Origin of the sequence: Streptosporangium oxazolinicum (assembly GCF_039537505.1) — a bacterium.
Taxonomy (GTDB): Bacteria; Actinomycetota; Actinomycetes; order Streptosporangiales; family Streptosporangiaceae; genus Streptosporangium; species Streptosporangium oxazolinicum.
This window is the reverse complement of record NZ_BAABAQ010000005.1, coordinates 364,604-391,540: the sequence shown is the minus strand read 5'-3', so window position 1 is coordinate 391,540 and position 26,937 is coordinate 364,604. Positions and strand designations below refer to the sequence as shown.

General features: G+C 71.3%; 24 protein-coding genes. 13 read left to right on the top strand and 11 right to left on the bottom strand.

Annotation, left to right across the window (positions count from 1 at the left end):
- Nucleotides 1-16 precede the first annotated feature (16 nt).
- Complete coding sequence (locus ABD817_RS17030) at nucleotides 17-988, top strand: threo-3-hydroxy-L-aspartate ammonia-lyase (protein WP_344918915.1); 972 nt, start codon at nucleotides 17-19, stop codon at nucleotides 986-988.
- 37 nt (nucleotides 989-1,025) lie between these two features.
- Here the strand turns inward: ABD817_RS17030 and ABD817_RS17025 are convergent, their stop codons facing one another.
- Nucleotides 1,026-1,976, bottom strand: coding sequence for a glucosyl-3-phosphoglycerate synthase (locus ABD817_RS17025; RefSeq protein ID WP_344918914.1), 951 nt, complete (start codon nucleotides 1,974-1,976; stop codon nucleotides 1,026-1,028).
- A 132-nt stretch (nucleotides 1,977-2,108) separates the two neighbouring features.
- Here ABD817_RS17025 and ABD817_RS17020 point away from each other — a divergent pair, with 132 nt between their 5' ends.
- Nucleotides 2,109-4,019: a hypothetical protein gene (locus ABD817_RS17020; RefSeq protein WP_344918913.1), complete on the top strand. Its 1,911-nt coding sequence runs from the start codon at nucleotides 2,109-2,111 to the stop codon at nucleotides 4,017-4,019.
- 16 nt (nucleotides 4,020-4,035) lie between these two features.
- Here the strand turns inward: ABD817_RS17020 and ABD817_RS17015 are convergent, their stop codons facing one another.
- Nucleotides 4,036-5,505 carry a helix-turn-helix domain-containing protein gene (locus tag ABD817_RS17015; protein WP_425583369.1) on the bottom strand — a complete coding sequence of 490 codons (1,470 nt, stop codon included), beginning with the start codon at nucleotides 5,503-5,505 and terminating at the stop codon, nucleotides 4,036-4,038.
- A 355-nt stretch (nucleotides 5,506-5,860) separates the two neighbouring features.
- On the opposite strand from ABD817_RS17015, the gene aceA reads away from it, so the two are divergent.
- Nucleotides 5,861-7,153, top strand: a complete 1,293-nt coding sequence (gene aceA / locus ABD817_RS17010) for an isocitrate lyase (protein ID WP_344918911.1) — start codon at nucleotides 5,861-5,863, stop codon at nucleotides 7,151-7,153.
- A 238-nt stretch (nucleotides 7,154-7,391) separates the two neighbouring features.
- On the opposite strand, the gene mihF is transcribed toward aceA, so the two are convergent.
- On the bottom strand, nucleotides 7,392-7,700 hold the full coding sequence (gene mihF, locus ABD817_RS17005) for an integration host factor, actinobacterial type (protein WP_344918910.1): 309 nt from the start codon (nucleotides 7,698-7,700) through the stop codon (nucleotides 7,392-7,394).
- A 163-nt stretch (nucleotides 7,701-7,863) separates the two neighbouring features.
- Here mihF and ABD817_RS17000 point away from each other — a divergent pair, with 163 nt between their 5' ends.
- Entirely contained in the window at nucleotides 7,864-8,037 is a 174-nt protein-coding gene (locus tag ABD817_RS17000) for a hypothetical protein (RefSeq protein ID WP_344918909.1), read from the top strand.
- Nucleotides 8,038-8,381: 344 nt separating this feature from the next.
- Nucleotides 8,382-8,669, top strand: coding sequence for an HU family DNA-binding protein (locus ABD817_RS16995; RefSeq protein WP_030909250.1), 288 nt, complete (start codon nucleotides 8,382-8,384; stop codon nucleotides 8,667-8,669).
- Nucleotides 8,670-9,112: 443 nt separating this feature from the next.
- Here the strand turns inward: ABD817_RS16995 and ABD817_RS16990 are convergent, their stop codons facing one another.
- The 4 genes from ABD817_RS16990 to ABD817_RS16975 all read right to left on the bottom strand — a co-directional run bounded on the left by ABD817_RS16990 (nucleotide 9,113) and on the right by ABD817_RS16975 (nucleotide 13,924).
- Nucleotides 9,113-9,847 (bottom strand): DUF7873 family protein, encoded by a 735-nt coding sequence (locus ABD817_RS16990; RefSeq protein ID WP_344918908.1) that lies wholly within the window; start codon nucleotides 9,845-9,847, stop codon nucleotides 9,113-9,115.
- Between the two features lie 136 nt (nucleotides 9,848-9,983).
- Nucleotides 9,984-10,799, bottom strand: a complete 816-nt coding sequence (locus ABD817_RS16985) for an ABC transporter ATP-binding protein (RefSeq protein ID WP_344918907.1) — start codon at nucleotides 10,797-10,799, stop codon at nucleotides 9,984-9,986.
- An 84-nt stretch (nucleotides 10,800-10,883) separates the two neighbouring features.
- Entirely contained in the window at nucleotides 10,884-12,542 is a 1,659-nt protein-coding gene (locus ABD817_RS16980; protein ID WP_344919040.1) for a protein kinase domain-containing protein, read from the bottom strand.
- Between the two features lie 242 nt (nucleotides 12,543-12,784).
- Nucleotides 12,785-13,924, bottom strand: coding sequence for an alpha/beta hydrolase (locus ABD817_RS16975; protein ID WP_344918906.1), 1,140 nt, complete (start codon nucleotides 13,922-13,924; stop codon nucleotides 12,785-12,787).
- A gap of 357 nt (nucleotides 13,925-14,281) precedes the next feature.
- Between ABD817_RS16975 and ABD817_RS16970 the strand changes: the two genes are divergently transcribed.
- The 5 genes from ABD817_RS16970 (at nucleotide 14,282) to ABD817_RS16950 (ending at nucleotide 19,455) form a co-directional block, all read left to right on the top strand.
- Nucleotides 14,282-15,064: an ABC transporter permease gene (locus tag ABD817_RS16970; protein WP_344919039.1), complete on the top strand. Its 783-nt coding sequence runs from the start codon at nucleotides 14,282-14,284 to the stop codon at nucleotides 15,062-15,064.
- An 81-nt stretch (nucleotides 15,065-15,145) separates the two neighbouring features.
- Nucleotides 15,146-15,934, top strand: a complete 789-nt coding sequence (locus ABD817_RS16965) for an ABC transporter permease (RefSeq protein ID WP_344918905.1) — start codon at nucleotides 15,146-15,148, stop codon at nucleotides 15,932-15,934.
- Between the two features lie 3 nt (nucleotides 15,935-15,937).
- Entirely contained in the window at nucleotides 15,938-16,687 is a 750-nt protein-coding gene (locus tag ABD817_RS16960) for an ABC transporter ATP-binding protein (RefSeq protein WP_344918904.1), read from the top strand.
- A 408-nt stretch (nucleotides 16,688-17,095) separates the two neighbouring features.
- Nucleotides 17,096-17,926, top strand: a complete 831-nt coding sequence (locus ABD817_RS16955; RefSeq protein WP_344918903.1) for a helix-turn-helix transcriptional regulator — start codon at nucleotides 17,096-17,098, stop codon at nucleotides 17,924-17,926.
- Nucleotides 17,923-19,455 carry a sensor histidine kinase gene (locus tag ABD817_RS16950; RefSeq protein ID WP_344918902.1) on the top strand — a complete coding sequence of 511 codons (1,533 nt, stop codon included), beginning with the start codon at nucleotides 17,923-17,925 and terminating at the stop codon, nucleotides 19,453-19,455. Before ABD817_RS16955 ends, ABD817_RS16950 begins: the two co-directional genes overlap by 4 nt.
- A 107-nt stretch (nucleotides 19,456-19,562) precedes the next feature.
- Here ABD817_RS16950 and ABD817_RS16945 read toward each other — a convergent pair whose 3' ends face one another.
- On the bottom strand, nucleotides 19,563-20,045 hold the full coding sequence (locus ABD817_RS16945) for a hypothetical protein (protein WP_344918900.1): 483 nt from the start codon (nucleotides 20,043-20,045) through the stop codon (nucleotides 19,563-19,565).
- Nucleotides 20,046-20,175: 130 nt separating this feature from the next.
- Between ABD817_RS16945 and ABD817_RS16940 the strand changes: the two genes are divergently transcribed.
- The 3 genes from ABD817_RS16940 (at nucleotide 20,176) to ABD817_RS16930 (ending at nucleotide 23,259) form a co-directional block, all read left to right on the top strand.
- On the top strand, nucleotides 20,176-20,700 hold the full coding sequence (locus ABD817_RS16940; RefSeq protein ID WP_344918899.1) for an MFS transporter: 525 nt from the start codon (nucleotides 20,176-20,178) through the stop codon (nucleotides 20,698-20,700).
- Nucleotides 20,701-20,751: 51 nt separating this feature from the next.
- A complete protein-coding gene (locus tag ABD817_RS16935) occupies nucleotides 20,752-21,492 on the top strand; it encodes a YcnI family copper-binding membrane protein (RefSeq protein WP_344918898.1) in 741 nt (246 codons plus the stop codon).
- A 408-nt stretch (nucleotides 21,493-21,900) separates the two neighbouring features.
- Nucleotides 21,901-23,259, top strand: a complete 1,359-nt coding sequence (locus ABD817_RS16930) for an ABC transporter substrate-binding protein (RefSeq protein ID WP_344918897.1) — start codon at nucleotides 21,901-21,903, stop codon at nucleotides 23,257-23,259.
- Between the two features lie 54 nt (nucleotides 23,260-23,313).
- Here ABD817_RS16930 and ABD817_RS16925 read toward each other — a convergent pair whose 3' ends face one another.
- The 3 genes from ABD817_RS16925 to ABD817_RS16915 form a co-directional block, all read right to left on the bottom strand.
- Nucleotides 23,314-24,300, bottom strand: a complete 987-nt coding sequence (locus tag ABD817_RS16925) for an ABC transporter permease (protein ID WP_344918894.1) — start codon at nucleotides 24,298-24,300, stop codon at nucleotides 23,314-23,316.
- 13 nt (nucleotides 24,301-24,313) lie between these two features.
- On the bottom strand, nucleotides 24,314-25,399 hold the full coding sequence (locus ABD817_RS16920) for an ABC transporter ATP-binding protein (protein ID WP_344918893.1): 1,086 nt from the start codon (nucleotides 25,397-25,399) through the stop codon (nucleotides 24,314-24,316).
- Between the two features lie 243 nt (nucleotides 25,400-25,642).
- The gene (locus tag ABD817_RS16915; protein ID WP_344918892.1) at nucleotides 25,643-26,839 is read right to left on the bottom strand and encodes a LolA family protein; all 1,197 of its coding nucleotides are present in this window, start codon (nucleotides 26,837-26,839) and stop codon (nucleotides 25,643-25,645) included.
- Between the last annotated feature and the right edge of the window lie 98 nt (nucleotides 26,840-26,937).

The following is a 26,937-nucleotide window of genomic DNA, read 5'->3' as shown; positions in this document are numbered from 1 at the left end:
CCGAGGAGAGCAGCCGATGTCCCAGTCACCGACGTCACCGACCTACGACGACGTCCTGAGCGCCGCCGCCCGCATCGCGCCTCGGGCCCACCGCACCCCCGTGCTGCGCTCGCGCCGGATCAACGAGATCGTCGGCGCCGACGTGGTGTTCAAGTGCGAGAACTTCCAGCGGATGGGCGCCTTCAAGTTCCGTGGCGCGTTCAACGCGCTGTCGCGGTTCACCCCCGAGCAGCGGCGCTCCGGTGTGATCACCTACTCCTCGGGCAACCACGCCCAGGCGATCGCCCTCGCCGCCCGGCTGCTCGACATCCCGGCCACGATCATCATGCCGCACGACGCGCCGGCGTCGAAGGTGGCCGCCACCGAGGGGTACGGCGGGAAGATCATCCGCTACGACCGCTACACCGGGCACCGGGAGGAGATCGGCCGCGCGCTGGCCGCCGACCGCGGTCTCACGCTGATCCCGCCGTACGACCACCCCGACGTGATCGCCGGTCAGGGTACCGCCGCCAAGGAGCTGTTCGACGAGGCCGGGGACCTCGACGCGCTCTTCGTCCCCCTGGGCGGGGGCGGGCTGCTCTCCGGTACGGCGCTGTCGGCCCGCGCGCTGTCGCCCGGCTGCGCGCTGTACGGCGTCGAGCCCGAGGCGGGCGACGACGGGCGGCGGTCGCTGCGCCAGGGCTCCATCGTCCAGATCGACACGCCGAAGACCATCGCCGACGGCGCGCAGACCCAGCGGCTGGGCACCCACACGTTCGAGATCATCCGCCGTGAGGTCGACGACATCGTCACCGCCACCGACGCCGACCTCGTCGACGCCATGAAGCTCTTCGGCTCCGCCATGAAGATCGTCGTCGAGCCCACCGGATGCCTCGGCCTCGCCGCCGTCCGCGGCCTCGCCGCCCAGCTGGGCGGGAAGCGGGTCGGTGTGATCGTCAGCGGGGGCAACGTCGACCTCGACCGCTACGCGTCACTGCTGGCCTCGTGACCGTTCGCCCGCGTCCTGAACCTTCCGCGGGACCGTGTCAGAGGGCGGGCCGGTAGGCCGGGATCGTGACCATCGGGGGGCGTTCGGCGACGGCGACGTCCCGGACGCTCACCTGGTGGCCGTTCGCGCCCCGGCGGAACTGGGCCAGGCGGGGAGAGGGCCGGTGCAGGGAGACCATCATGTTCTGGCGCTCCAGGCGCGACCAGGAGGTCTGCAGGATCTGGGCGGCCATCCCGCCGAGCGCCTCCGTCGACTGGTGGGAGTGCACCCGGCGGCCCAGGTCGACCTGGGCCAGGGCGTCGAGGCCGGCGAGGTCGAGCAGGTCGATCAGCAGGGCGAGTTCCACGCCGTAGCCGGTGACGAACGGGACGCGCTCCAGCACGGACCTGCGCCCGGCGTACTCCCCCGCGAGGGGTTGCACGAACCCGGCCAGCCGTGGCCAGTGCAGGTTGAGCAGGGGGCGCGCGACCAGCTCGGTGACCCGCCCGCCGCCGCTCTGCACGTTCTGCAGGGGCCGGTCGTAGCAGCCCTTGACGTAGACCACCGCAGGGTCGGCGAGCAGCGGGCCGAGCAGCCCGGTCACGAAGGACGTACGGAACTCGCGCAGGTCGGCGTCGACGAAGACCAGCAGGTCGCCGGAGGTCGCGGCGAGGGACTTCCAGAGCGCCTCGCCCTTGCCGTCCAGCGGTTTGAGGTCGGGCAGCACCTCGTCCTGGGCGATCACCCTCGCCCCGGCCCGCGCGGCGCGTGCGGCGGTCTCGTCGACGGAGCGGGAGTCGATGACCACGAGTTCGTCGACGAGCGGCACGGCCTCCACGAGGTCGCGGCGGATCGCGGCGACGATCTCCCCGACCGTGTCCTCCTCGTCGCGGGCGGGCAGCACGACACTGATCGTCGTCTCACCCTTGGCTCTCAGCAGCTCCGGCAGCGCCCAGTCGTCCGAGGATGAGGTGCGCCCGCGTAGCCACGCCTCGACCTCAGGCAGCACGACCCACCCTTTCCATTACCTCGGTAGTTAGGGGTATCACCCTATGTGGCGCCGATTCCCGACACCTACCGGCTCCCGTCCCCGCCACGCAGGTGGGAAGATCGGTCCAGTCCGGAACGAGGGGGGGACGGCATGAACCCGGTAGCCGTGATGCGGGCGGCGCGCGGCGTCCGCGACGAGCTTGACAGCTTGATGGGCGGCGCCTCCGGCGAACTTCGCGACCGGCTGGATCCGCTGCTCGCCGAGGCGGGCAGCCGGCCCCCCGGCCAGCTGGCCGACGCGGTCATCATGCTCGTCGCCGAGTACGGCCCCGCCTGGGAGCGGCTCACCGCGCTGCTGAGCCTGGAGCGGGGCATCACCGCCGAGCAGGTGCTTCCCCTGCTCTCCCAGGGGCCGGGCGCCGCGCCCCAGGAGGGCGGTGCGGGCCCCACTCCCCCCTCCTGGGGCGCGGCGCCGCCGCGAAACGGCACGGACCCCTCCGGGTGGGGTCCGGACGACTCCCCGCCGACCGCCTCCCACACTCCCGACTGGATGCTCCCCGACGGGGGCGGGCAGGAGCGTCCGGCACCGGCTTCCGAGCAGGCGCCGCCGATCCCGCCCCAAACACCGGCGCCACCACCGACACCGACACCATCACCGGCACCGGCCGATCCCCCCGCCGCGCCGCCTCCCGCCGAGGACCGGGGTCCCTCGGTTCTCGACAGGCTGACCGGTGCCTTCCGCAGGCGGCGCAAGGAGCCGCCCGCCACGGCGCCGGGGCCCGAGTGGGCGGGGATCCCGCTGATCGAGGCTCCCGCCGAGGCGGTCGCGGGCTGGGGCGCCGAGGCGACGATCGGCGTCGCCCCCGGCCAGGGACGGAACGACACCGCGATACCGCGCGAGCCGATCGACCTGGACATCCAGATCGTCGCCGAGGGCTTCGACGCCCCCGGCGGCTGGCGGGTGCGGCTGCGCGCCGACGAGGCGTCCCCGTACCCCCGCGCCGTGGTCAACCTCGTCGCCCTCGCCCAGGAGGAGCCGGAGGCCGCCCGGCAGATCCAGGTCACCTACACGGTACGCGGCCAGGTGATCGGGTTCGGCCTGCGGGCGGTCACGGTCCACGGCTCGCCCGGCAGCCTCGGCGGGCACGAGGCGCTGGAGCCGGTCTCGGGGACCCGCATCCGCCCGGCTCTCATGGGCGAGCCCGCGGACGTCACGGCGATCGTCGTCCACGGCGACAGGCCGGGGCGGCTGTGGTGGACCTACCAGTCGCCGCACTTCGTCACCCCCGACCGGGCCGAGCGCTGCGACCTCGGCACCCGGACCTCGGAGTTCGGCCGGCACCTGACCGGGCGGGGCCGTCTCTCCGAGGACCTGGGACGGGAGGTCGGCGCGCGCGTGCCGTGGGGCTTCTGGGATCTGCTGAACGCGGTGGCCGGCCGGGTGGCGCCGCGCCGCCCGACCGTGCTGATCCTCTCCCAGGAGCCGCAGGTGCCCTGGGAGCTGGCCGTGCTGGAGCAGCCGTACGACCCCTCGCTGCCCCCCTACCTGAACTGCCAGACGGTGACCGGCCGCTGGCCCCTCGGCGGGCGGCATCCCGAGCTGCCCCCTCCCGTGAACGCGCGGGCCGACCGCGTCGCGGTGGTGTACGGCGAGGCGCGGGCGCATCCGCTGGTGACGGAGTACGGCGCCACGCAGGTCTCCCCCGCGCTCGGCGACGTCCTGGGCGTGCTCGGCCAGGGTCCCGACATCGTCCACTTCACGGACGGCGGGTCCGCGTCCGAGGCGCTGGGCTACGAGCTGCCCGGTGCCCCGTTCGTCTTCCTGGAGGAGCCGGGGGACGCCCAGGCGTTCCTGATCGCGGGCGCGAGCGGGGTCGTCGCCCCGCTCTGGCCCGCCGACGGCGGTCTGGCGCCGGAGTTCTACCGGCGCTGCTTCGCCGGTGAGCCCCCGGCCGAGGTGCTGCGGTCCATGCGTGCGCAGGACCCCGACAGCGCGGGCGCCTACCGCTTCCACGGCCACCCGGCCCTGACGCTGCGCCGGACGGCCCCGCCCACGGGATGACGCCCGGCCCCCGTGTTCAGCCCGCGGCGTGGCGCTCCAGGAAGGTGTAGACGTCGGCCTCGTCCACCCCGGGGAAGGATCCGGGCGGCAGCGCGGCCAGGATGTGGGAGTTGCCGCGGGCCGAGGGCCAGGCGTACCCCTCCCAGCGCTGGGTCAGCTCGGCGGGCGGGCGGCGGCAGCAGTCACCGGTGGGGCAGCCGGACTTGGTGCGGGTGGTGGTCTCCCTGCCACGGAACCAGCGCGACTCCCGGTACGGGACGCCGAGGGTGATGGCGAAGTCGCGCTCGCGCGAGATGTCGACGTGGGCGAGGCAGAAATAGGTGCCGGTGGGCGAGTCGGAGTACTGGTAATGGACCGAGAAGCGGTCGGGCGACAGGAAGACCTGGCGCCCCGACCACTGCAGGCACAGGCGCTGGCCCTCGATCGCGCCCTGCTCGTCGGCGGGGAAGACGATGCCGTCGTTCTCGTACGCCTTGTAGATGATCCCGTCGGCGTTGTTGCGCACGAAGTGGCAGACCAGGTCGAGGAAGTGGGTGGCCAGGTTGGTGAAGCGGTGCGCGGCCATCTCGTAGGAGACGGCGAACACGTCGCGCAGGTCCTCCACGCTCAGCGCGCGGTCCTTCTTCGCCTCCCGCAGGTACGGCACGGCGGCGGCCTCGGGCACCAGGAGCGCGGCGGCGAAGTAGTTGGCCTCGGTCCGCTGGCGCAGGAAGTCGGCGAAGTCGCGGGGCCTGTGGTGACCGAGGGAGAGGTGGCCGAGGGTCTGCAGCAGGATCGTGCGCGGGGTGTGCATGCCGACCTGCTCGTGCTTGACGTAGATGCGCCGGTTGCGCAGGTCGGAGATGGAGCGCACGGTACGCGGCAGGTCCTGGACCGTCTGGACGGTGTAGCCGAAGTGGCTGACCAGCGCCTGGACGGTGCTCTGCGACAGCGCGCCCGAGCGGTAGCCGACCGCGGCGAGCGCCTCGGCGGCGGCCTGCTCGATCTCCGCGAAGTAGTTGCCCTGCTCGCGCTGCTTGCGGCGGAGCTCGGCGTTGGCCGCGCGGGCCTCCTCGGGGGTGGCGGTCCCCCTGGCCTGACGTGAACGCAGCTCCCCGTAGAGGCCGAGGATGTGTTCGAGCACGTCGTTGGGGACGCGAGCGGAGATCTTCAGCCTGGCCAGGCCGAGCCCGGCGTACAGGGGGTCGCGCTGCGCCTCCTCCAGGGCCATCTCCAGCTGGGCCCGCCGGTTGGGGGCCTGCCTGCGGAGCAGCTCCTCGATCGGCACGTTGAGCGCGGCGGCCAGTGACTTCAGCAGCGACAGCTTCGGCTCGCGCTTGCCGTTCTCCAGCAGGGAGAGCTGGCTGGGCGCGCGGCTCACGCGTTCACCCAGGTCGGAGAGGGTGAGGCCGCGCTGCTTGCGCAGGTGTCTCAGCCGCTGGCCGAACGCGATGAGATCAAGCTCCTGCGTCAAGGAAAGCGGTTCTTCACCTACCAAAGATGCCATGACCCGATGCTAAACGAAATTTCCGAGGAAATTTCATCTCCCCGCGGGCCGCGTGGCGGATGTCGCCGCACTCGTCCCGGATCGCCCTCCGGCCGTCCTCGTGACGGGGACCGGTCCGGCGATTCGAAGATCATCACGCCCGCGCGCCGGAACGCCTCCCCGGACCGCCCGCCCCCAGCACAAGGATTGGTCTAGTCCATAGAGAAAAGTATTAACTTCTTCTCACCCAAATACCGATGAGTATTGACTTTGAGAGAAGAATTTTCATTTTTTCGCTTGACTCGACCTTGTTTGGCCGTTTCGTCGAGGCACACACTCGAAGTAGGCCACCCAGGGGACGAAAAGGAGTTGACCGATGAATGATCGCCTCAAGGGAGCCGCAGACGAGCTGCGGCGCGAGTGGGAGACCAACCCTCGCTGGAAGGGAGCCGAGCGGACCTACACGGCCGAGGACGTGGTTCGACTCAGGGGTTCCGTCCAGGAGGAGCACACCCTCGCCCGGCTCGGCGCCGAGCGGCTGTGGGACCTGCTGAACACCGAGGACTACGTGCACGCCCTGGGCGCCCTCACCGGCAACCAGGCCGTGCAGCAGGTCAAGGCCGGTCTCAAGGCCATCTACCTGTCCGGCTGGCAGGTCGCCGCCGACGCCAACCTCGGCGGCCAGACCTACCCCGACCAGAGCCTCTACCCGGCCAACTCGGTCCCGGCCGTCGTGCGGCGCATCAACAACGCGCTGCTGCGCGCCGACCAGATCACCTGGTCGGAGGGCGACCGGGACGCGCCGCACTGGCTGGCGCCGATCGTGGCCGACGCCGAGGCGGGCTTCGGGGGCGTGCTGAACGCCTTCGAGCTGATGAAGGGCATGATCGCCGCGGGCGCCGCGGGCGTGCACTGGGAGGACCAGCTCGCCTCGGAGAAGAAGTGCGGCCACCTGGGCGGCAAGGTGCTCATCCCCACCGGCCAGCACATCAGGACCCTCAGCGCCGCCCGCCTCGCCGCGGACGTGCTGGGCGTGCCGACCCTGATCATCGCACGGACCGACGCCCAGGCCGCGACCCTGCTCACCACCGACGTCGACCCCCGCGACCAGGCGTTCACCACCGGTGACCGCACCGCGGAGGGCTTCTACCGGGTCCGCAACGGCGTGGACGCCTGCATCGCCCGTGGCCTCGCCTACGCGCCGCACGCCGACCTGCTCTGGATGGAGACCTCCACCCCCGACCTGGACGTCGCCCGCGAGTTCGCCGAGGCGATCAAGGCCGAGTACCCCGACCAGATGCTGTCCTACAACTGCTCGCCCTCGTTCAACTGGAAGAAGCACCTGGACGACTCGACCATCGCCAAGTTCCAGCGCGAGCTCGGCCACATGGGCTACAAGTTCCAGTTCATCACGCTGGCGGGCTTCCACTCACTGAACCACTCGATGTTCGACCTCGCCCGGGGCTACGCCGAGGACGGCATGACCTCCTACGTCGGGCTCCAGGAGGCCGAGTTCGCCTCCGAGGCGCGCGGCTACACCGCCACCCGCCACCAGCGCGAGGTCGGCACCGGATACTTCGACCTGGTCAGCACGGCCATCGCGCCGGACTCCTCCACCACGGCCCTGAAGGGCTCGACGGAGGAGCAGCAGTTCGCGGAGGCTCACTGACCCTCCGGACCGAGCTCGTCCGGACGACCTCCAGGGCATGGGACGGCGCCCGGACGAGCTCGCCGGACAAGGCCCCGCCGCATGGATCTCCCCCGGATCCGTGCGGCGGGGCCTTTCCCGTTCCCCGGCCCGTCCCGACGTCACGTGTTCCGCCACGGCCTCGTCGTCCACGGCCCGCCTCCCGGGAGCCTCTCCTCCCGGAAACGGCGGACGACGGACGGAGGACGGCGGGGACATCTCAGCGGCCGACGGCCTCGATGAGCTTGCGGCGCTGCTGGGTGCCGAGCCCTCCCAGACGGCGCGCCTCGTCCACGTCGGCCTGCTCCATCAGCTGGGCGGCCTTGACCGTCCCGACTCCGGGCAGGGCCCGGAGCGCCTGGGACACCTTGATGCGCTTGGCGATGTCGTCATCACGGCCAAGCAGTTGCTCCAGGCTGAGCGCGCCGTTCTTGACCTCGGCGAGAAGCTTGGCGCGAGCTGTGCGGGTCTCGGCGGCCTTGACCAGGGCGGCCTGACGCTGTTCGGGGGTGAGCTTGGGCAAAGCCATGGTGTTTTCTCCCTGATGACGGTAATTCCAGCGTCCTGCTACCCAAAGCAACCCGGTTAATCATCGGAAGACACACAGATAGATCCCCGATATACGTACTGTGCATCACGATATGCCTGTTTGGTTACCCCGCCCTTACCCGGTTCTCCGTAGCCTCGGGCTCATGGGTATCTGGCGTAGCCCTCAGGGCATCGAGGTTGAGGCGATCGTGGTCCACGACGGCCCCTGTCTGCTGGTCACCCGTCGAATCGACGGACAGCGGGTCCTCGTGGCGTACTGCATGAGCATCCGAGAGGTCGGAGAGCACGTCGACCTCGCGGAGCTGGTCCCGGCGTAGGCGAACCCCGCACGGACGAACGACCGGTGCCGGATCATGCCCGAGTTTTGTTCGGTACGCGTGTCAACTTCCGCGACCACTGGGGCGTCGAGTAGTCAGGGAGGCTCGATGGATGTTCTGATCGGCCTCATTGACGAAGATCTCCTCCTGGAGCTCATCCTCGTCGAGGCACTGCACACGGAGGCGGAACGGCTGGCCGCCCGGCCCGACCGCTGAACGAGGACGGGTGCCCGCCACCTGAAACGGCGGGCACCCGCGCCGCCCGCGCGCGGCGGGGACCGTGGGGCGGGCGAGTGGAGGACGGGGCTCGATTCACCGGGCGGTGATGGCGTTAACTAGGCCCCATGAACAAGCGCGAGCTGATCGAGAAGGCCGCCGCCGAGGCCGGGCTCACCCGGAGGCAGACGGCCGCGGCTCTCGACGCGATCCTGGGGACGATCCAGACGGCCGTGGCGGCCGAGGACAAGGTGGCGATTCCCGGGTTCGGGTCCTTCGAGATCGTGCACAAGCCCGCCAGGACCGGGCGTAACCCGCAGACCGGGGAGCCGCTGGAGATCGCGGAGACCTGGACGGCGAAGTTCAAGCCCAGCCCGGGGTTCATGGGCCTGATCCGCCAGCGCAAGAAGGACTGATCCCTTCGGGGACACGACCGGCCCTCGGCGCTACCCCCTGAGACGCGGGCGGGAAGGCGACGGCCCCCGGGGAAGTATCCATTCCCCGGGGGCCTGGAGTGCCGCCATATCGCGGCACCGGCACGTTTAAGGATCCGGGTCACTCATGATGAGGTCGCACTCTGCCGTTAAGTTATAGACGCACGTGGAGCGTCCAGCGGGATTCGAACCCGCACTCGACCATCGTCGCCCGTATCCGTTCGATCCGGCGCCCGGCGGCGAATGCTGAATCTGGAGCGAGAGCCTGAGCGTGAGCGGTTGCCTCTGCCTGTTGGGCTATCCCGGCCCGAGAGTGCCGGGAGAGGGACTCGAACCCCCACTGTGGCCGCGTGTCAGTCTGACGGTTCAGTTTCAGCTTCCGCGCTTTCGCGCATCCCCGTGCTCCAACGGGGAGTCCTGTGATCTTACCCGAGCAGGTAGCCCAGCACCTTCTCACCGACGCGCTGGTAGGTGATCTCGGTGCCGTTGGCCTCCTCTCGGGCGAACTTCACCGCGTTCTGCAGCCTGCCGACCCGCTCCAGGAGCTCGTTGACCCGCTTCTGCGGCACGGCCCCCGAGAAGGTGACCTTGGTCCAGAAGCCGACGACGATGTCCTCGTGGTAGACCTCGACCTGGGCCGGGTGCTTGTCGGTGGCCTCCGCCTTGACGTGGTTGCGGGGCACCTTCTTGGTACGGGTCGTCTTGACCGGCTCGGTCCGCCAGCAGTCGGTCGACTGGTCCAGCGTCCAGGCCTCCGCGGCGTCCAGGACGGGCAGCTTCGCGATGAAGGTGTGCAGGTCGACCAGCTGCTTCTCCAGGAACAGCAGGTAGGTGACGGGCACGTCCTCCAGGAGGGTGGAGCCGTCGACCTTGACGTCGGCCCGCGCGGAGCAGTTGGCCCAGTCCTTGGTGGCGGTGACGTCGAACAACCGGGTGAGCGCGGCGCCCACCTGCTTGAGCAGCTCCTCACCCTGCACCTGCACCCGGGTCGACTCCGGGGGCAGCCGCTCGCCCTCGTCGTCGATGGGCTGGTAGGTCCGCGAGAGGCCCGACAGCAGGGCGTTCTTCTGGATCGTGTGGTAAGCGTCGGTCACCTTGCGCTGGGTGTCGGACTTGACGCCCTTCTCCACGGCGAGGATCTGGTTCAACTTGGTCGCCATGCGTGACACCGTACCGGGAAGATCACCCGCATAACACCGCTTTTCCCGCAGATCACCCGCCCCGCACGGGATCCTCGGCCGCGTACCGCGCGGGCGGACCCCCGCCTGGAGGAGTCCGGCCTCCTGGCCGCCGTCCTCAGCCGCGTACCGCGCGGGCGGACCAGCGGCCGTCGAGGTGATCCACGCGCAGCGGGCGCCCGAAGCACTCCGACAGGTTCTCCGCGGTCAGGATCTCCGCCACCGGCCCGCCCGCCTGGACACGGGCGTCGCGCATCAGCAGGGCGTGGGTCGTGGTGGCCGGGACCTCCTCCAGGTGGTGGGTGACGGTGACCGTGGTCAGCGCCGGGCGGGTCGCCGCCAGGTCCTCCACCGCGGTGATCAGGTCCTCGCGGGCGGGCAGGTCGAGCCCGGCGAACGGCTCGTCCAGCAGCAGGACCACCGGATCGGCCATCAGCGCCCTGGCGACGCGGACGCGGGCCCGCTCCCCCTGGGAGCAGACGCGGAACAGCCGGTCCGCGAGGTCCTTGCAGCCCAGGTCGGCCAGCAGGTGGTGGGCGCGTTCGTGCTCGGCGGGCCCGTAGCGGTCCCAGAGCGGGGCGCTGGTCCCGGTGTGGCCGGTCAGGACGACGGTGTGCGCGGTGGCCCCCTCCTCCTCCAGCAGCTCCTCGTCGACGAGCCGCTGGCTGGCCGCGACGAGGCCGATGTGGCGGCGCAGCTCCCGCAGGTCGACCCGGCCCAGCCGCTGGCCGAGCACGGTGACGGCCCCCTCGGTGGGATGGCGTACGGCGGCGGCCAGCGACAGCAGCGTGGTCTTCCCTGCCCCGTTGGGACCGAGCACCACCCAGTGCTCCCCGTATCCGACCCGCCAGCCGATGTCGTCCAGCAGGGTACGGCCGACCACCCGGACCCCGACGCCGCTCAACTCCACCGCACCGGACACAGGCTCGCCCATCGGTCTCCCCCTCCGCCTCGACTCGCGGCGCTCACTTTAACCGATGCACCGATATCTCCCTGTAAATCGCCCGAAAAGCGGGTCTCAGCCCATCTGGATGGCGGGGCCGGGGGTGGGCTGCGGGGTGATGGTCGTCCCCGAGGGGGCGGGGGCGGTGGGGGTCGGGGACGGGCTCTCGCCGTCGCCGGTCTGCGGGATCTGGGTGAAGGAGGGCTTGGGGCCGGGGCCGCTCGAGGCCGTCGGGCAGCCCCTGGTCCTGCCCCTGCCCTTGGCGGTGGCGTCCGCGCAGTCTCGCGGGTCGTCACCGTCGTTGGACGAGTCGCCGGAGCCGCGGGGGCCTCGGGGGCCCCGGGGACGCTCCGGCGCCGGATCCTCCCGGTCGTCGCGGTCGTCACGGCCGGTGGTGGGCAGCGAGACGGTCCTGGTGGTGGTGATCTGGACGGTGGAGGGGGTGGTCGGCGTCACCGGCGGCGGCCTGTCGGGGAGCCGGCGGGTGCCGTCGCGGAAGATGGAGCCCGAGGGGGTACTTTCGGCCGGGAGGACCAGCGGCACCGGCTCGGGGACGCCGGAACCGGTGGCCGGATCGGACCCGCCGCCGCCGGTCGCGGCGGCCACGGTCACCGCCGCCATGGAGACCGTGGCCAGCGCCGCGAAGCCGGCCTGCGACAGGTGCGCGCCCCTGCGCGGCGCCCTGCGGGCCCCCTTGCCGGAGATCTCCACCGGGACCGAACGCTCGTCGTGGGGGTCGTGAAGGTCGTGGAGGTCGTGGAGAGAGGACGGGGGCAGGGGTGACGGGGGTGACAGGGGTGACGGGGGCGGGACCGCGAGCCGTACCCTCCCGGCCCCCGGAGTGTGGGGCACCGGCGTCCAGATCTCCGCCAGCACCTCCGCGACCGCCTCGCGCAGGTCCCAGGGGGCGCCCACGCCGCCCGCGGCGAGCAGCGCGCCGAGCAGGTCGGCGGCCCCGGGCCGCTCGGCGGGGTTCTTGGCCAGGGACGCCTCGACGGCCGGGCGCAGCAGCGCGGGCACCGAGGCCACCCTCGGCGGCTCGACCAGGATGCGCCGGGTCAGCACGTCCGCCTCCCCGGCGCCGAAGGGGTGGTGGCCGGTGGCCGCGTAGGCGACGAGGCAGCCCCAGGCGAAGACGTCGGAGGCGGGCAGCGCGAGCCCGCCGGTGAGCCGCTCGGGGGCGACCCAGCCGGGACTGCCCATGACCTGCCCCGCCTGCGTGTGCGCGGCGAGCACGTCGACGTCCCTGGCGATCCCGAAGTCGATCACTCTCGGGCCGGTGTCCGACAGCAGCACGTTGCCGGGCTTGAGATCGCGGTGGACCAGCCCCGCCTCGTGCACCGCGACCAGCGCGGCGGCCACCCCCAGGGCGGCGCCGTACGCCAGGTCGGGGGTGAGGGGGCCGTGCGCGGAGACCACCTGGGACAGCGCGGGGCCGGGCACGTACTCCGACACCAGGTAGGGGCGGTCCCTGTCGGTGCCGTCCTCGATCACCGCGGCGGTGCAGAACGGCACCACTCTCCGGGAGAATTGCACTTCTTCCGCGAAACGGGCGCGGAGCGTGGCATCGTTGAGATGCATCGGGTGCGGCGTCTTGAGCGCCACCACCCCGCCCTGCGGATGCTCGGCCAGATAGACGATGCCCATCCCACCCACCCCGAGGCGGCCGAGCAGAAGATAGCGGCCGATGATGACCGGGTCCCCGACGGTCAGCGGCCGCACGCCGGTCGGCATGCCGTTCACGGGACCTGCTCCCCCACGTGCCATCCTCGTTGAGCCTCTCGTGCGCGGGCTTCGGCAAGCACACTGTGGCGGGATTCGGGCGTTCTTCGCTCCCGACCGGCCAGAAGGGATATGAGAGGTAAGGCGAATGATCCCTCAGGGTAAGGAATCCATGGTGTGCGGGATGCCCGAGGGGCGGGACGGGACGGTGTGACCAGCGGGAGAGGCCCGCGGCGTCTCGCGGGCGTACGGCTTCAGGCGGCGGCGGAACCCGGGCGCGCGGACCGCTTCCGGGGAGCCGGAGCGGTGGCGTCCTCGGGGGTGAGGTCCGGCGCGCGCCCTCCGGGGACGGGGATGCCCGGCAGGAGAAGGTCCGGTGCGAGATCCGACGCGGTGACCTCCGGCAGCGCACGGCGGCGCTTCGAGCCCTCCCGGACGGGCAGGAGGCCCTGGGCCGCGGTGAGGAAGCGCGCGATGTGCGGATACACCTCGCGGGCCTCGGGGACGACGTCGGCGAGGATGGCGAAGACGTGCGGCATGCGGGGCCACTCCTCGTACGTGACCGGCACCCCGGCGGCGCGGGCCCGCTCGGCCACGCGGCGGCCCTCGTCGCGCAGGACCTCGGTGGAGCCGGTGACGACCATCAGCGGGGGCAGGCCGGTGTAGTCGCCGAGGACCGGGGAGACCAGGGGGTCGTGGGGGTCGAGGCCCGCGGTCCAGCGGCGGGCGAGCCAGTCGACGCGACCGGCCGGGATCATCGGGTCGAGCAGCCGGTTGACCCTGCGGGGCGCGCCGGTGAGGTCCGCCCACGGGGAGAGGCACACGGCGGCGGCCGGCAGCGGCATGCCCTGGTCGCGGAGCGCCAGGAGGGTGGCCAGGGTGAGGTGGCCTCCGGCGGAGTCACCGCCGAAGACGATGTCGGCGGGGTCGTAGCCGTGCTCCAGGAGACATCGGTAGGCGGCGATCGCGTCCTCAAGGGCCTCGGCCGGCCGGTGGACGGGGCCCTGGCGGTAGTCGACCGCCAGCACCGGGCGCCGGGCCGCGGCCGACAGGCGCCAGGTGATCGGCCGGTGGGTCGCCGGGGAGCAGGCGAAGTAGCCCCCGCCGTGGAAGTAGAGCAGGACCTTGTCCTCGTCGAGGTCCTCTCCCGCGCGGACCCACTCCCCCGGGCACGGCCCCGTCTCGTCGGGGGTCACCCGTACGTGGACCGGCAGGCGGAACGGCACCCTGCCCGCCAGCGCGACGATGCGGGAGGCCGCGGCGAAGCCGACGTCGTTCCTCAGCAGCAGCTCGGAGATGGGCTTGAAGGTGCCGCGCATGATCGCGTTGAGGGTGGCGGCCTGCCAGCTGAAGGGGTAGACCGGGCTGACGTCCATATCGATCTCATCGCGCATGGGGGACCTCCAAAAAAGGACATTCCCCCCAGAATGGGCTTCTATCGGCGATTGAACATATCGGGAAGATTACAACTATGTATCACGCAGGTACATATCACTCTTGGTGCACACCATAGCACTCATCGCGAACGCCGCCGAGGCCCCGATCCGAAGCCTCGGATCGGACCGTCCCGGCGGCCGGTCCCCCGCCGCGCTCCGCTGAGAGGCGCCTTAGGGCGCCGTGGGGCGCGGCCGAAAAACCCGCCACGCTCCGCCTGGGGGCGCCGTGGGGCGCCACCGAAAATCCGTTGCCCCGCCCCGGATCGCCGATGAGGATAGGAGGGTTGTTCTGACACCTCCCGGGAGGCAGCCTTCCTGCTCTACGCGCGCATCGCCGGGTACGGCTTCCGCCGCCACTCCACCTATCGTGCCGCCGCCATCGCCGGAGCCTTCACCAACACCGTCTTCGGCATCCTCCGCGCCTACGTCCTGATCGCCCTCTGGGAGGCCCGGCCCGGCCTCGCCGGATACGACCTCACCGACGCCGTCACCTTCTGCTTCCTCAGCCAGGCCTTCATCGGCCCCATGCAGGTCTTCGGCGGCGGCCTGGAGCTCTCCGAGCGCGTGCGCAGCGGGAACGTCGCCCTCGACCTGCTCCGCCCCGCCTCCCTGCAGATGTGGAGCCTCGCCGACGACCTCGGCCGGGCCGCCTACCTGCTCCTCGTACGGAGCCTGCCGCCCATGGCCGTCGGCGCCGCACTGTTCGGCCTCGTCACGCCGGTCGACCCGCTGACCTGGCTGTCCTTCACGGCCGGTTTCGTCCTCGCGGTGGTCGTCAGCTTCGCCCTGCGCTACCTGGTCGCGCTGTCCTCCTGCTGGGTCATCGACGACCGGGGGGTGCAGACGATGTCGTTCGTGATGACCTTCTTCTTCAGCGGCATGATCCTGCCCCTCAACCTCTTTCCCGGCTGGCTCGGCACCCTGGCCGAGGCGCTCCCCTGGTCGGCCATGGTCCAGGTCCCCGCCGACATCTACCTCGGCAAGCGCGACGTCCTGGAGGCCCTGGTGTTCCAGGCCGGGTGGGCGGTGGCACTGCTCGCCCTGGGCGCCCTGGCCACGAACGCCGCCCGCAGGAAGGTCGTGATCCAGGGTGGGTGACGGAAGCCGGGACACCGGAAACCCCGGGGACCTCGAAGACGGCGGGCCCGCCGTGTGGGAGACGGCCACGGGAGGCGCCCGATGGTGAGGACGTACCTCCTGCTGGCCTGGACCTGGCTGAGGGCCTCCGCGCAGTACCCGGGATCGTTGATCATGATGATGCTGGGCTCGTTCGCGGTCAACGCGCTGGACGTGGCGGCGATCTGGGTGATCTTCGAGCACACCGGATCGCTCGGTGGCTTCGACGTGGCCGAGGTGATGTTCCTGTACGGCACCGCCGGCCTGTCCTTCGCGCTGGCCGACATGCTCTTCGGCAACGTCGACCGGCTCAGCCAGCACATCAAAAGCGGCGGCTTCGACACCATGCTGATCCGTCCGGCGAGCGCGTTCACGCAGATGGCCGTCGACCGCTTCGGGGTGCACCGCTTCGGCAGGGCGACCCAGGCCGCCGTCGTGCTCGCCCTCGCCCTGCCCCAGCTCGGCCTCTCCTGGAGCAGGGCCTGGATGATCCCGCTGATGGTCGTGTGCGGGCTCGTCATCTTCACCGCGATCTTCACCCTCGGCGGAGCCGTCCAGTTCCTGCTGACCGACGCCCCCGAGGTGGCCAACGCCTTCACCTACGGGGGCGGCACCCTCACCCAGTACCCCCTGAGCGTCTACGGCTCCGAGCTCGTCAAGGGCGTCACCTTCGTCGTGCCGCTGGCGTTCGTGAACTGGCAGCCCGCGCTGTTCGTGCTCGACCGCGACGACCCTCTCGGCCTGCCGTACTGGCTCCGCTTCGCCTCGCCCCTGGCGGCCGTCGTCCTGGCCGCCGTCGCCGCCCTCGCGTGGCGGGCGGGCATCCGCCGCTACCGCTCGACGGGAAGTTGACACATGATCGAACTCAACCGGGTCGGCCGCTCCTTCACCGTGGGCCGCCGCAGGACCAGAAAGACCGTGCACGCCGTACGGGACCTGTCGTTCACCGTGGAGGCCGGGGAGTTCGTCGGCTACCTCGGCCCCAACGGCGCGGGCAAGTCCACCACCATCAAGATGCTCACCGGCATCCTGGCCCCGACCTCGGGCAGCATCCGGGTGGCCGGGTTCGATCCGACCCGCCGCCGTACGGCGCTGGCGCGCAGGATCGGGGTGGTGTTCGGCCAGCGGACGACCCTGTGGTGGGACCTGCCGCTGCGGGACAGCTTCGAGCTGATCCGGCACCTTTACAAAGTAGATCAGATGGACTTCCGGCGACGGCTGGCCGAGCTGACCGAACTCCTCGGCCTCGCCGACTTCATGACCACCCCGGTCCGCCAGCTCAGTCTCGGCCAGCGCATGCGCGGCGACATCACCGCGGCCCTCCTGCACGACCCCGCCGTGCTGGTGCTCGACGAGCCCACGATCGGCCTGGACGTGGTCAGCAAGGCCGCGATGCGCGACTTCCTCCGGCGCCTCAACGCCGACCGGGGCACCACCGTCCTGCTCACCACCCACGACATGGGCGACATCGAGAAGCTCTGCCGCCGCGTGATGCTGATCGACCACGGCAGCCTGGCCTTCGACGGCACCCTCGACGACCTGCGCGCCACCGCCCCCGAGGGGGATTCCATCGAGGAGGTGGTCGCCCGCCTCTATTCCGGCTGATCCCGGCACCGGCGCTCAGGGTGTCGGGGACTTACTACGAATCCCCGCCAAAATATATGTGATGTTCGTCACACATCACTGATCGCCGCGAGACGCGGGACGCTCCCCGGTGAGCGGTTGAGGCCGGCATGACCCACACTGTCTTCTCCATACACAAAACCGATTCCGGGGAAGCGTTTCCCTTCTCTCTTTACCACTGGAATCCCCTACGTGTAGCCGCAAATGGCTTCGGGGGGTGCGGGTAAAACGCGATCACAAAAGGCCGGGTGATCGTCGCCCCGAGAAAGCCGATCATCGGAGATAATCTACCAAAAGTGGCTCCGAGCTGGGGGTTCTTCGACCCGGAGAATGCTTTCATGGGAGTGATACTGCCACCTTGTCAAATAGGTTCTGACATACGGTAATGCTATGGACAGCGACAAGCTCCTCGGTGAGTTCCTCCGCGCCCGGCGCGAACTCACCACCCCTGAACAGGCGGGCCTCCTGCCGTCGGGTTTCCGACGGACACCGGGGTTGCGCCGGGAAGAGGTGGCGATGCTGGCCGGGGTCAGCACCGACTACTACATCCGCCTGGAACAGGGACGGGAACGTCACCCCTCCGATCGAGTGCTCGGCGCCCTCGCCCAGGTCCTCGACCTCGGCGCCGACGCCGCGTCGCACCTGCACGAACTGGCACACCCCCGGCCTCGGCGGGCCGGGGACATCGACCGGCCGGACCGGGTCAAACCGGCGCTGCTGCGGCTGATACGGAGCTGGCCCTACACACCGGCGATCGTGACCGGCCGCTGGATGGACGTGCTGGCCTCGAACCAGATGGCCGACGCCCTCTACGACAGCCTGGAGCACCGGGACAACCTGCTCCGGCTGATCTTCCTGAATCCCGCCTCCCGCCGCTTCTACCGGGACTGGGAGGAATCCGCACGTTCCAAGGTGGCCCAGCTGCGCGCCATCGCGGGCGCGGATCTCGACGACCCGTACCTGACCGACCTGGTCGGCGAGCTCTCGCTCAAGAGCACGGACTTCCGCCGCCTGTGGGCGCGCCACGACGTGTCCAGCGAGAACGTCGCGACCAGGCGCTTCCGCCACCGTGACGTCGGCGACCTGACGCTCACGTACGAGCTGTTCAACGTCAACGGTTCCCCCGGCCAGAAGCTGATCGTTTTCCAGGCCGAGCCCGGAAGTCCCTCCGCGCACGCCCTGGACCTGCTGGGCAGCCTCGCGGCGCTGACGTCGTCATGAAAACGTCACGCCTGCGCTCGATCCAAGCGCGCTACACGATCATCACGACGATGCTGCTCCTGGTCATCCTCTCCCTGGTGGGGACGAGCATCGACATGGCGATCCGCTACCGGATCCAGGATGACGTCTTCGGCAACACCGAGCGGGTCGCCAGCCAGTGGAGCGCGCTGGTGCGGATCGGCAACATCCCCGATCCGATTCCCGTCTCGGCTCCGGTCGACCTCGTCCAGCTGGTGAACTCCCACGGCGTGGTCGTGAACTCCAGCAGGCAGGCCATGGGCATGGCGCCGATAAGCGCCTCCCGCCCCCCTCCCGACGACCGGTTCCAGCAGCTGACCGAGGGCTCCCTCATGGTGATGGCCATCCGGGTCTCCCCCGCGGCCGACTCCCCGGTGGTCTACGCGGGCCTCGAGGAGCCCGCCATCCTGCACAAGCACCACCTGGAGTACTTCATCAGCGCGGGTGCCCTCGTCCTCCTCGCCCTCGCGGCCTGGATGACCTGGTGTGTCGTGGGACGGACGCTACGGCCGGTGGCGGCGATCCGGGCGCGAATGTCCGAGATCACGGTGAGCGACCTGAGCCTGCGGGTGCCCATCCCGCCGGGTGAGGACGAGATCGCACTGCTCGCCCGTACCGCCAACCAGACCCTGGCACGGCTGGAGGAGGCCGTGGAACAGCAGCGTCGTTTCGCCTCCACCGCCTCCCACGAGCTCAGGACGCCGATCGCGGGCCTGCGCGTGCAGCTGGAGGAGGCACTGCTCTACCCCGACGACACCGATCTCCGCGAGACCGTCCGGGGGGCGCTGACGGCGAGCGGCCGGTTGGAGGCGATCGTCAACGACCTGTTGCAGCTGGCCAGGCTGCGCGCCGCCGATCCGGCGCCGCAGGAGCTGATCGATCTCGGCGCCCTCGTGACGGAGGAGGCGGCCCAGGGCACCGGGATCCCGGTACGGGTCCACGTGGCCGCCCGCGTATGGGTCCACGGCTCCCGGATCCAGCTGATCCGGGTGGTGGGCAATCTCCTGAGCAACGCGCGGCGGCACGCCGACAGCCGCGTCGAGGTCTCCGTCGGCTTCGAGGACGGCAAGGCCGTCGTGGCCGTGGTCGACGACGGCGCCGGCATCGCGCCCGCCGACCGCGAGCGCGTCTTCGAACGCTTCACCCGCCTGGACGACGGGCGGCTGCGCGACTCCGGCGGCAGCGGGCTCGGCCTCGCCATCTCCCGCGACATCGCCCACGCCCACCAGGGAACCCTGCTGATCGAGGACTCGCCGCGAGGGGCCCGGTTCGTCCTCCGGCTCCCGCTGTCGGACACGCAGCCGCTCGGAACCGACCCGGAGGCGCAGCGCAACGGTACGGCCAGGAGGGCCGCCGACAAGGAGATCACCGCCAAGTCCACTTCTAAGTCCACTGCCAAGACCACCGCGAAGTCCACCGGCAAGTCCACCGGCAAGGAAGGCTCCGGCGAAGGCGAAGAGGACGCCGACAAGGAGCACCCGGCCCACTCGGCCGGGCACCGGCGGCGGTGACGGGAGTCGACGCGCGGCGGTGACGGCGTCGGCAAGATGACGACCCCCGAGTGCCCGGGAGTAATGGTGTGGTGACGAGGGAGTGACGGGCGCGAGGCCCGGAGGACTCAGCGGTAGTCCCGCTCGTCGGACTCCTCGTACTCCTCCTCGTCGCCCCGGAACCGAGGCGCCCAGCGGGAGGGCATCAGCACCGGCAGGAACAGCAGGATGCCGAGAAGCGTGTACACACCGGTGGTCAGCAGCAGGCCCATGCCACGACCGGCTTGCAGGAGCGCCTCGTGGAAGGCCGGATCGTCGGGCACCAGCCCCATGGCGCGCCTGACGTCCAGGGCGTAGACCACGGTCCAGGCGAGCAGCACCATCGACGGCACGAAGGTCGCCAGCGGGGAGACACGACCGGCGACCACCAGGCCGACCAGGAGACCGATCCCGGCCATCACCCCGAGGGCGATCCAGGTCTTCGAACCGCTCTCCGCGGGCGAGGGAAGGGGCGCCAGGCTCGCCGCCGCCTCCTGCACGGCCCAGCCCGCGCCGAAGAGGAGCACGGCCGCCACGACCAGTCCGACCAGCAGTCCAACGACGTGCCGCATCGCCACCACCTCGGCTTGAAGGACCTGTCACGGTCGCGGCAACCATAGCGACAAAAACGTCTAAACGGCAGACACCTCGGGACGTGAGAACATATGGGTCACCATGCGCGCCCGCCTCCCACTACGCCTCATGCGTGCGGCCGCCTTCTCGGCCGTCTGCCTGGCGCTCGCCGTCCTCGGCCACGTGGCCGCGGGCGGTTCGTGGCCGAGACCGTGGGCGGTGGGCGCGGCGGGGGCGGCGGTGATGGCGATGGCCGCGCTGCTCGCGGGACGGGAACGGTCTCCGGTGGCGATCAGCGCCGGGCTCGCCACCCTGCAGCTGTCGCTGCACGAGGTGTTCGCCCTCGGCGGCGCCGCGGGGATCTCGCCCCCGCATCCGCACATCAGGGGACTGGGCGAGAGCCTCGGCATGCTCGTCGCGCACCTCACCGCGACCCTGATCACCGGATGGTGGCTGGCCCGTGGTGAGAGCGCCCTGTGGGCGATGCTCCGTTCGGCCGGCCGCCGCCTCGGCGCCATGTTCCTCCTGCTGCGGCCCCCCTCGGCCGTCGCCCCTCCCTCCCGTCCCGCGCACCCCCCGGTCACGCCCGTTCCCGCGCGTGCCGTCCTCCGTCACTCCGTCAGCCGGCGCGGTCCTCCGCTTCCCGCCGTCTGACCCGACCCCCGGAAAACCCGAAATCCCGAAACCCTGAAGTGGAGAACCCCCATGTCGCTTTCGCACGCCTGCCGTCGTCTGGCCGCCGTCACCGCGGGTGTCACCGCCCTCACCCTCGGCCTCGCCCTCCCCGCCCTCGCGCACGTCACCATCAACCCCGGCACCGCCCAGCAGGGCGGTTTCACCAAGGTCGCCTTCCGGGTCCCGAACGAGCGTGACGACGCCTCGACGACCAAGCTGGAGGTGACCTTCCCCACCGATCACCCGCTGGCCTTCGTCTCGGTCAAGCCGGTGCCCGGCTGGGACGTCAAGGTGGTCGAGGGCAAGCTGCCCAAGCCGATCACCACCGAGTACGGCGAGCTCACCGAGGCGGTCACGAAGGTCACCTGGTCGGGCGGGAAGATCGACCCCGGCCAGTTCCAGGAGTTCGAGGTGTCCATGGGCACGCTGCCCACCGACACCGACCAGCTCGTCTTCCCCACCACCCAGACCTACAGCGGCGGCGAGGTCGTCAAGTGGGCGGACGAGCCCAAGGCCGACGGCTCCGAGCCCGAGCGCCCGGCCCCGACGCTGAAGCTCACCCCCGCCTCCGCCGAGGGAGACGGTCACGGCACCGCCTCCGCCACCCCCTCGGCCCCGGCGGTGTCGGCGCCGTCGGTGGCCCCCGCCGCCGCCTCCTCCTCCGAGAGCTCGGACGGCACCGCCCGCCTGCTCGGCGGGGCCGGGCTGGTGCTCGGGCTCATCGGGCTCGTGCTCGGGGCGTTCGGCCTGCGCCGCGGTCGCGCCTCCTGACGCCTGACGCCTCCTGACCGTCTTCCGGTCATCCGATCGCCTCGTGACCACCTTCTGATCGTCTTCTGATCACACGCGGGACGGCCCCGGGAAACTCCTTCCCGGGGCCGTCCCGCGTTCTCCGACACCTGCCGGCCCTTTCCCGGCTTCTCACGGCTTCTCACGGCGAGGTGCGGCACCACGAACCCCGCCGGTCCCTCACCGAGGAACCGGCGCGGCGGCGCGGCGCGAGACGGGAGGCCCGGCCGCGCGCCACGGAAATGTTTCCAGCTCAGGGCAACGTTCTACAGGTGTGTCCGCCCTGTCGCACCTCCCGTCCCGCCCCCTCCCCTGCCTCTCCCGCGCCACCACCGGTTCCGTCGGCCGACGCCGCCGGACAACGTTCCCGTACTTTCCATGGAGGTCTTCATGCGGCCCACCAGGCGCGCGACCTCGGTCACCGCGCTCTCCCTCGTCCTGCTCACCATGGCGGCCTGTGGCGAGCCGCCCGCCCCCCGCCCGCAGCCCCCGGCACCGGAGATCGGGGCCGCCGACATCGAGAGGGCCCTGGGGACCGAGACCACGCTGACGTTCTGGTCGTGGGTCCCCAAGATCGAGAAGACGGTGGCGCTGTTCGAGCGGAAGTATCCCAAGGTCAAGGTCAACGTGGTCAACGCCGGCCAGTCCAGGGCCGAGTACACCAAACTCCAGGCGGCGCTGAGGACCGGCACCGGTGTCCCCGACGTGGCGCAGATCGAATACTTCGCGCTCCCCCGCTTCGCGTTCTCCCAGGCCGTGTCCGACCTCAACATGTACGGCGCGGAGGGGCTGAGGAAGCGGTTCAGCCCCTCGGCCTGGGACCAGGTGGACCTCAACGGCAGCGTCTACGCGGTCCCGCAGGACACCGGACCGATGACCATGATCTACCGCAAGGACGTCTTCGACCGCCTCGGCCTGAAACCCCCGGCGACCTGGGACGAGTTCGTGACGGTCGCCGAACAGATCAGGAAGAAAGACCTCCGCGTCTTCATCACCAGCGTCGACCCGACCGACGCGGGCGTCGCCGACAGCCTGATCTGGCAGGCGGGCGGACGGCCCTTCGCCATCGAGAACGCCACGACCATCCGGATCGACCTGCAGGACCGGGGTGCCAGGCGGTGGGCGAAGCTGTGGACGAGACTGTCGCGGGAGAAGCTCGTCGAACCGGCCGTGAACTGGGACGCCGCGTGGTGGAAGAAGATGGCGAGCGGCAGGTACGCGCTGTGGATAACGGGCGCCTGGGCACCCGGCGTCATCGACGGCGCGATCCCGCAGACCAGGGGCGCGTGGCGCGCCGCGCCCCTCCCCAGCTGGGAGACCGGGAAGCCGGTCAACGCGGAGAACGGCGGCTCCGGCGTGGCCGTGCTCTCGCGGAGCAGGCACCAGCTCGCCGCCTACGGCTTCGCCCGCTGGCTGGACTCCGACCCCGAGGCGGTCAGGTCGCTGAGCGCCGTCTCCGGGGTGTTCCCCGCGACGACCGAGCTGATGAGGAGCCGGGAGTTCCTCGACGTCAAGATCCCGGTCCTGGGTGGTCAGCGGGCGAACAGGCTGTTCACCGAGGGCTCCACGCAGGTGGCGAAGGGCTGGCAGTACCTGCCGTTCCAGCTCTACGCCAACAGCGTCTTCGGCGGCAGCGTGGGACGGTCGCTCTCGGACGCGACCGACCTCAACGTCGGCCTGAGGGCCTGGCAGTCACGGATCGGCGCCTACGCGCGACGGCAGGGCTTCCAGGTCTCCCCTGAACAATGAGCTCGCGCGCCGGGGGTGCCCCGCCCGGGACGGCGTCCGGGCGGGGCGGGACGATCAGGCGGTGATGTCCTTGCCGGTGAAGCGGGCCCAGGCGACGGAGCCGAAGACGACGACGTAGGCGGCGAAGACCAGCAGGCCCTCCCCCATCTCGCCGGTGGCCACCGGGTCCCGCAGGACGCCGTCGAAGCCGCTCCACCACTGGGTGAGCAGGTACGGCTGGATCGCGGACAGCTGCGGGATGACCCCCAGCACCTGGGCCACGATGACGACGACCACGGTCGAGGCGATGGCTCCGATGGACACCTCGGTCAGGGTCGACAGGGCGAGCGCGATGGCGGCCAGGGCGGCCATGCCCGCGGAGACGTACAGCACGACGACGCCGATCCGCAGCACGCCGTCGAGGAAGGGGATCGTCCCTCCCGACAGCAGCGTGATCGGACCGGCGGGGAAGAGCAACAGGCCGACGAGCAGCGCGGACAGCGCCACCGTGGCGACGGCGGCCAGGCAGAAGACGACCACGCTCGTGTACTTGACGGCCAGCAGGCGGGTCCGGCCCGCCGGGGCCGCGAGCAGGTAGCGCAGCGTGCCGATGCCCGCCTCCCCGGCGATCGAGTCTCCGGCGACGACCGCGACGGCGACCGGCAGCAGCAGCTGTACCAGGACAGAGAGCGCGGCGAAGGTGAGGAAGAGCCCGTTCCCGGTGACCTGCTCGAAGATCGCCGACCCGCCGCCGCCACCTCCCTCGTCCTCCGGCGGTCCGCCGAAGGTCCGCAGCGCGATCCCGATCAGCGCCGGGATCACGGCGAGCACGGCGAGCATGGCGATGTTCCTCGGCCGCCGGAAGATCAGGCCGATCTCCGAGCCGAGCAGCCGCAGCCACGCCCGGGGGGCGCCCACCGCCCGCGCGGGCGGGATCCGCCCTCCGGCCGGTACGCCCCCGGAGAGCGGGCCCGTCGCCGTGGCGGTCTCCCCGGAGACGGCGCGTACGGCGCTCTCGGTGGACACGGTGCCCTCGCTGGACACGGCCTGCTCAGTGGACACGGCTTCCTTCCCGCTAACCGTCGACATCGAATCCCTCCCCGGTCAGGCCCACGAACATGTCCTCAAGGCTGGGCCGCTGGACGGCGAGGCCGCGGACGGCGACGCCGTCGGCGACCAGCGCGGCGCACACCCGCTCCGCCGCGCCGGTTCCCAGCGCGGCGCTGACGTCGCCGTCGCCGAGGCGGATCTCCGACAGGCCGAGTCCGGCCAGCACGGCCGCCGCCTCGACGGTGTCGGGGGTCTCCACCCGGATCCTGACCGCCTCCCCCGCGCGCAGCTCGGCGATGGCCCCCTGGGCGACGAGCCGCCCGGCCCGCATGACGGCGATGTGGGAGCACATCTGCTCCACCTCGGCCAGCAGATGGGAGGAGACGAACACCGTCGTCCCCTCGGCGGCGATCTCCTTGACCAGGCCGCGCACCTCGCGGGTGCCCTGCGGGTCCAGGCCGTTGGTCGGCTCGTCGAGGATGAGGAGCTCCCTCGGGCCGAGCAGCGCGCCGGCGATGGCGAGCCGCTGGCGCATGCCGAGCGAGTAGGCCCGGTAGCGCTTGCGGGCCGCGGCGGCCAGGCCCACCCGTTCCAGCGCGTACCCGATCCTGGCCGAGACGGTGCGCGGGTCGGCCGACGGGTCGGCGGCGTCGTAGCGGCGCAGGTTGGCCTCGCCCGACAGGTAGGGGTAGAAGGCCGGTCCCTCGACCAAGGCCCCCACCCTCGGCAGCACGCCGCCCGCCCCGCCGGGCATCGGCGTGCCGAGCAGCCGCCAGTCTCCCGCCGTCGGGGACACCAGGCCGAGCAGCATGCGGATCGTGGTGGTCTTGCCCGAGCCGTTGGGGCCGAGGAAGCCGAACACCGACCCCCCGGGCACGGCCAGGTCGAGGGCGTCCACGGCCACCTGGCCGCTCCCGAAGCGCTTGGTCAGCCCGCTGGTGACGATGGCGAACCCGTCGTCGGCGGGGAAACCCGGCGCTGGTCTTTCGGCCGTCAGCACGGCACTCCCGGCCGTCCCGGCGCCTCGGGCCTCGCCGGTTCCGTTCTCCGGGGCGGCGCCGGTCCGGTTCTTCCCGGTCCCGCCACTCCCCGCGTTCTGGACGATCGACACTTCTCCCCCACTGCTCGTCGGTCGCGGGACGGCCACGCGGCCGTCCCGCCTCATCTCACGCCCAGCACGTTCACGGGCGCCCACGACCGTCCATGAACGTGCTGGATTTCCCGAACATCCGGTGGGGCCCGGACGGCGGCGTCCCCGATTCGCGCCGCCGGACCCCACCCCCGGATCCCGTACGCGGGATCCGGGGAGATCGGCCGGGAGCCCGGCGCGGGCGTCGAGCTCCCGGCACCGGGCTCACTTCCGACCGGCCGCCTCGGACAGCTTCTCCGGGGTGACGGCGCCGACCAGCAGGCGGCCGTCGTCGGTCAGCAGCGCGGAGACCAGCTTGGTCTGGATGACCTTGCCGCTGCCCCACGTGCCGCTGATCGGCTTGGCCGACTTCAGCAGGGCGTCGGTGATCGCACCGGCGTCCTGCTGTCCCTCGGGGGCCTCACCCCGCGGTGCCGAGGTCAGCTTCTCCATCTCGGAGGCGGGGATCACCGCGACCGTGGTCCAGCCCTCGCCGACGGTCCTGGCCTTGCCCTTGATCTCCTCGCCCTCCTTGAGCCTCTCGCCCGGCTGGGCCCCGTGCTCCCCGGCGAGCTCGCCGATCGACGCCTCCTCGACCTTGGCGCCCGCGGGCGGGGTGAAGGTGAAGTTCTCCGCGGCGGGCGGGGAGAACGTGACCGAGGTGAAGCCGACCTCGAAGGCGGGCTCGGCCGCGTTCCTGGCGTACACCTGGATCCGCAGCGGGACGAAGGTCTCCCCGTCCAGCGCCAGCTTGACCTCCCTGACCAGGGACGAGGTGTCCTTGGGGGCGAGGACGAGCTGGTAGGCCGCGCGGTCGGCGACCTTCTCGGTGTTGGTCACGCTGACCGCGGTGTCGGCCCCGATCCGGCCCAGCAGTTGCCGGGCGAGCTGCTGCGGCGTGGTCGCCGTGGGCAGCGCCCGGTGCGCGTCGTCCGGCCCCCCGTGCCCGAGGCCCTTCTCGCCTCCGGTGCCGTCCGCGTCCCCCTTCTTGATGCGGGTGGCCTTGTTCGTGTCGCTCTGCCACATCCACACCTGGTCGCCGTTGACGATCAGGTCGGTCTCGCTCATCCGCCCGGGGAGGGCGAAGCGGACCTTGTCCTCGCCGCCGTACCAGACCTTGAGCTCGTGCGAGCCCGCCAGCAGGGCCGCGGGCGAGGATCCGCCCATGCCCGACACGGCGGGCAGCCCGGGTAGCCCGAGTGAGGCGGTCTGCATGACGGTGCCCGACATGGGCTTCAGCCCGGCCTGGCTCGCCTGGGCGGCGCTGGCCAGCAGTTGCTCGGCGGTACGCTCCGGCAGTGTGGGATCCCCCTGGACGGCGGCGATGACCGGTCCGGCTCCGATGGCCCCGGTGACCAGCGCGATCGCGGCGACCGGCACGGCCCACCTCACCGCGCGGCCCCGTCTCGCTTGCTCAGACATCTCATTCCTCCACGGTATGCCGTCAATCCCTGTCGACAGCAGCTTGCGCGACGGGTCCTGTGCCGAAGCTGAGACAGACTGAGAGGGTTCACAGGGTT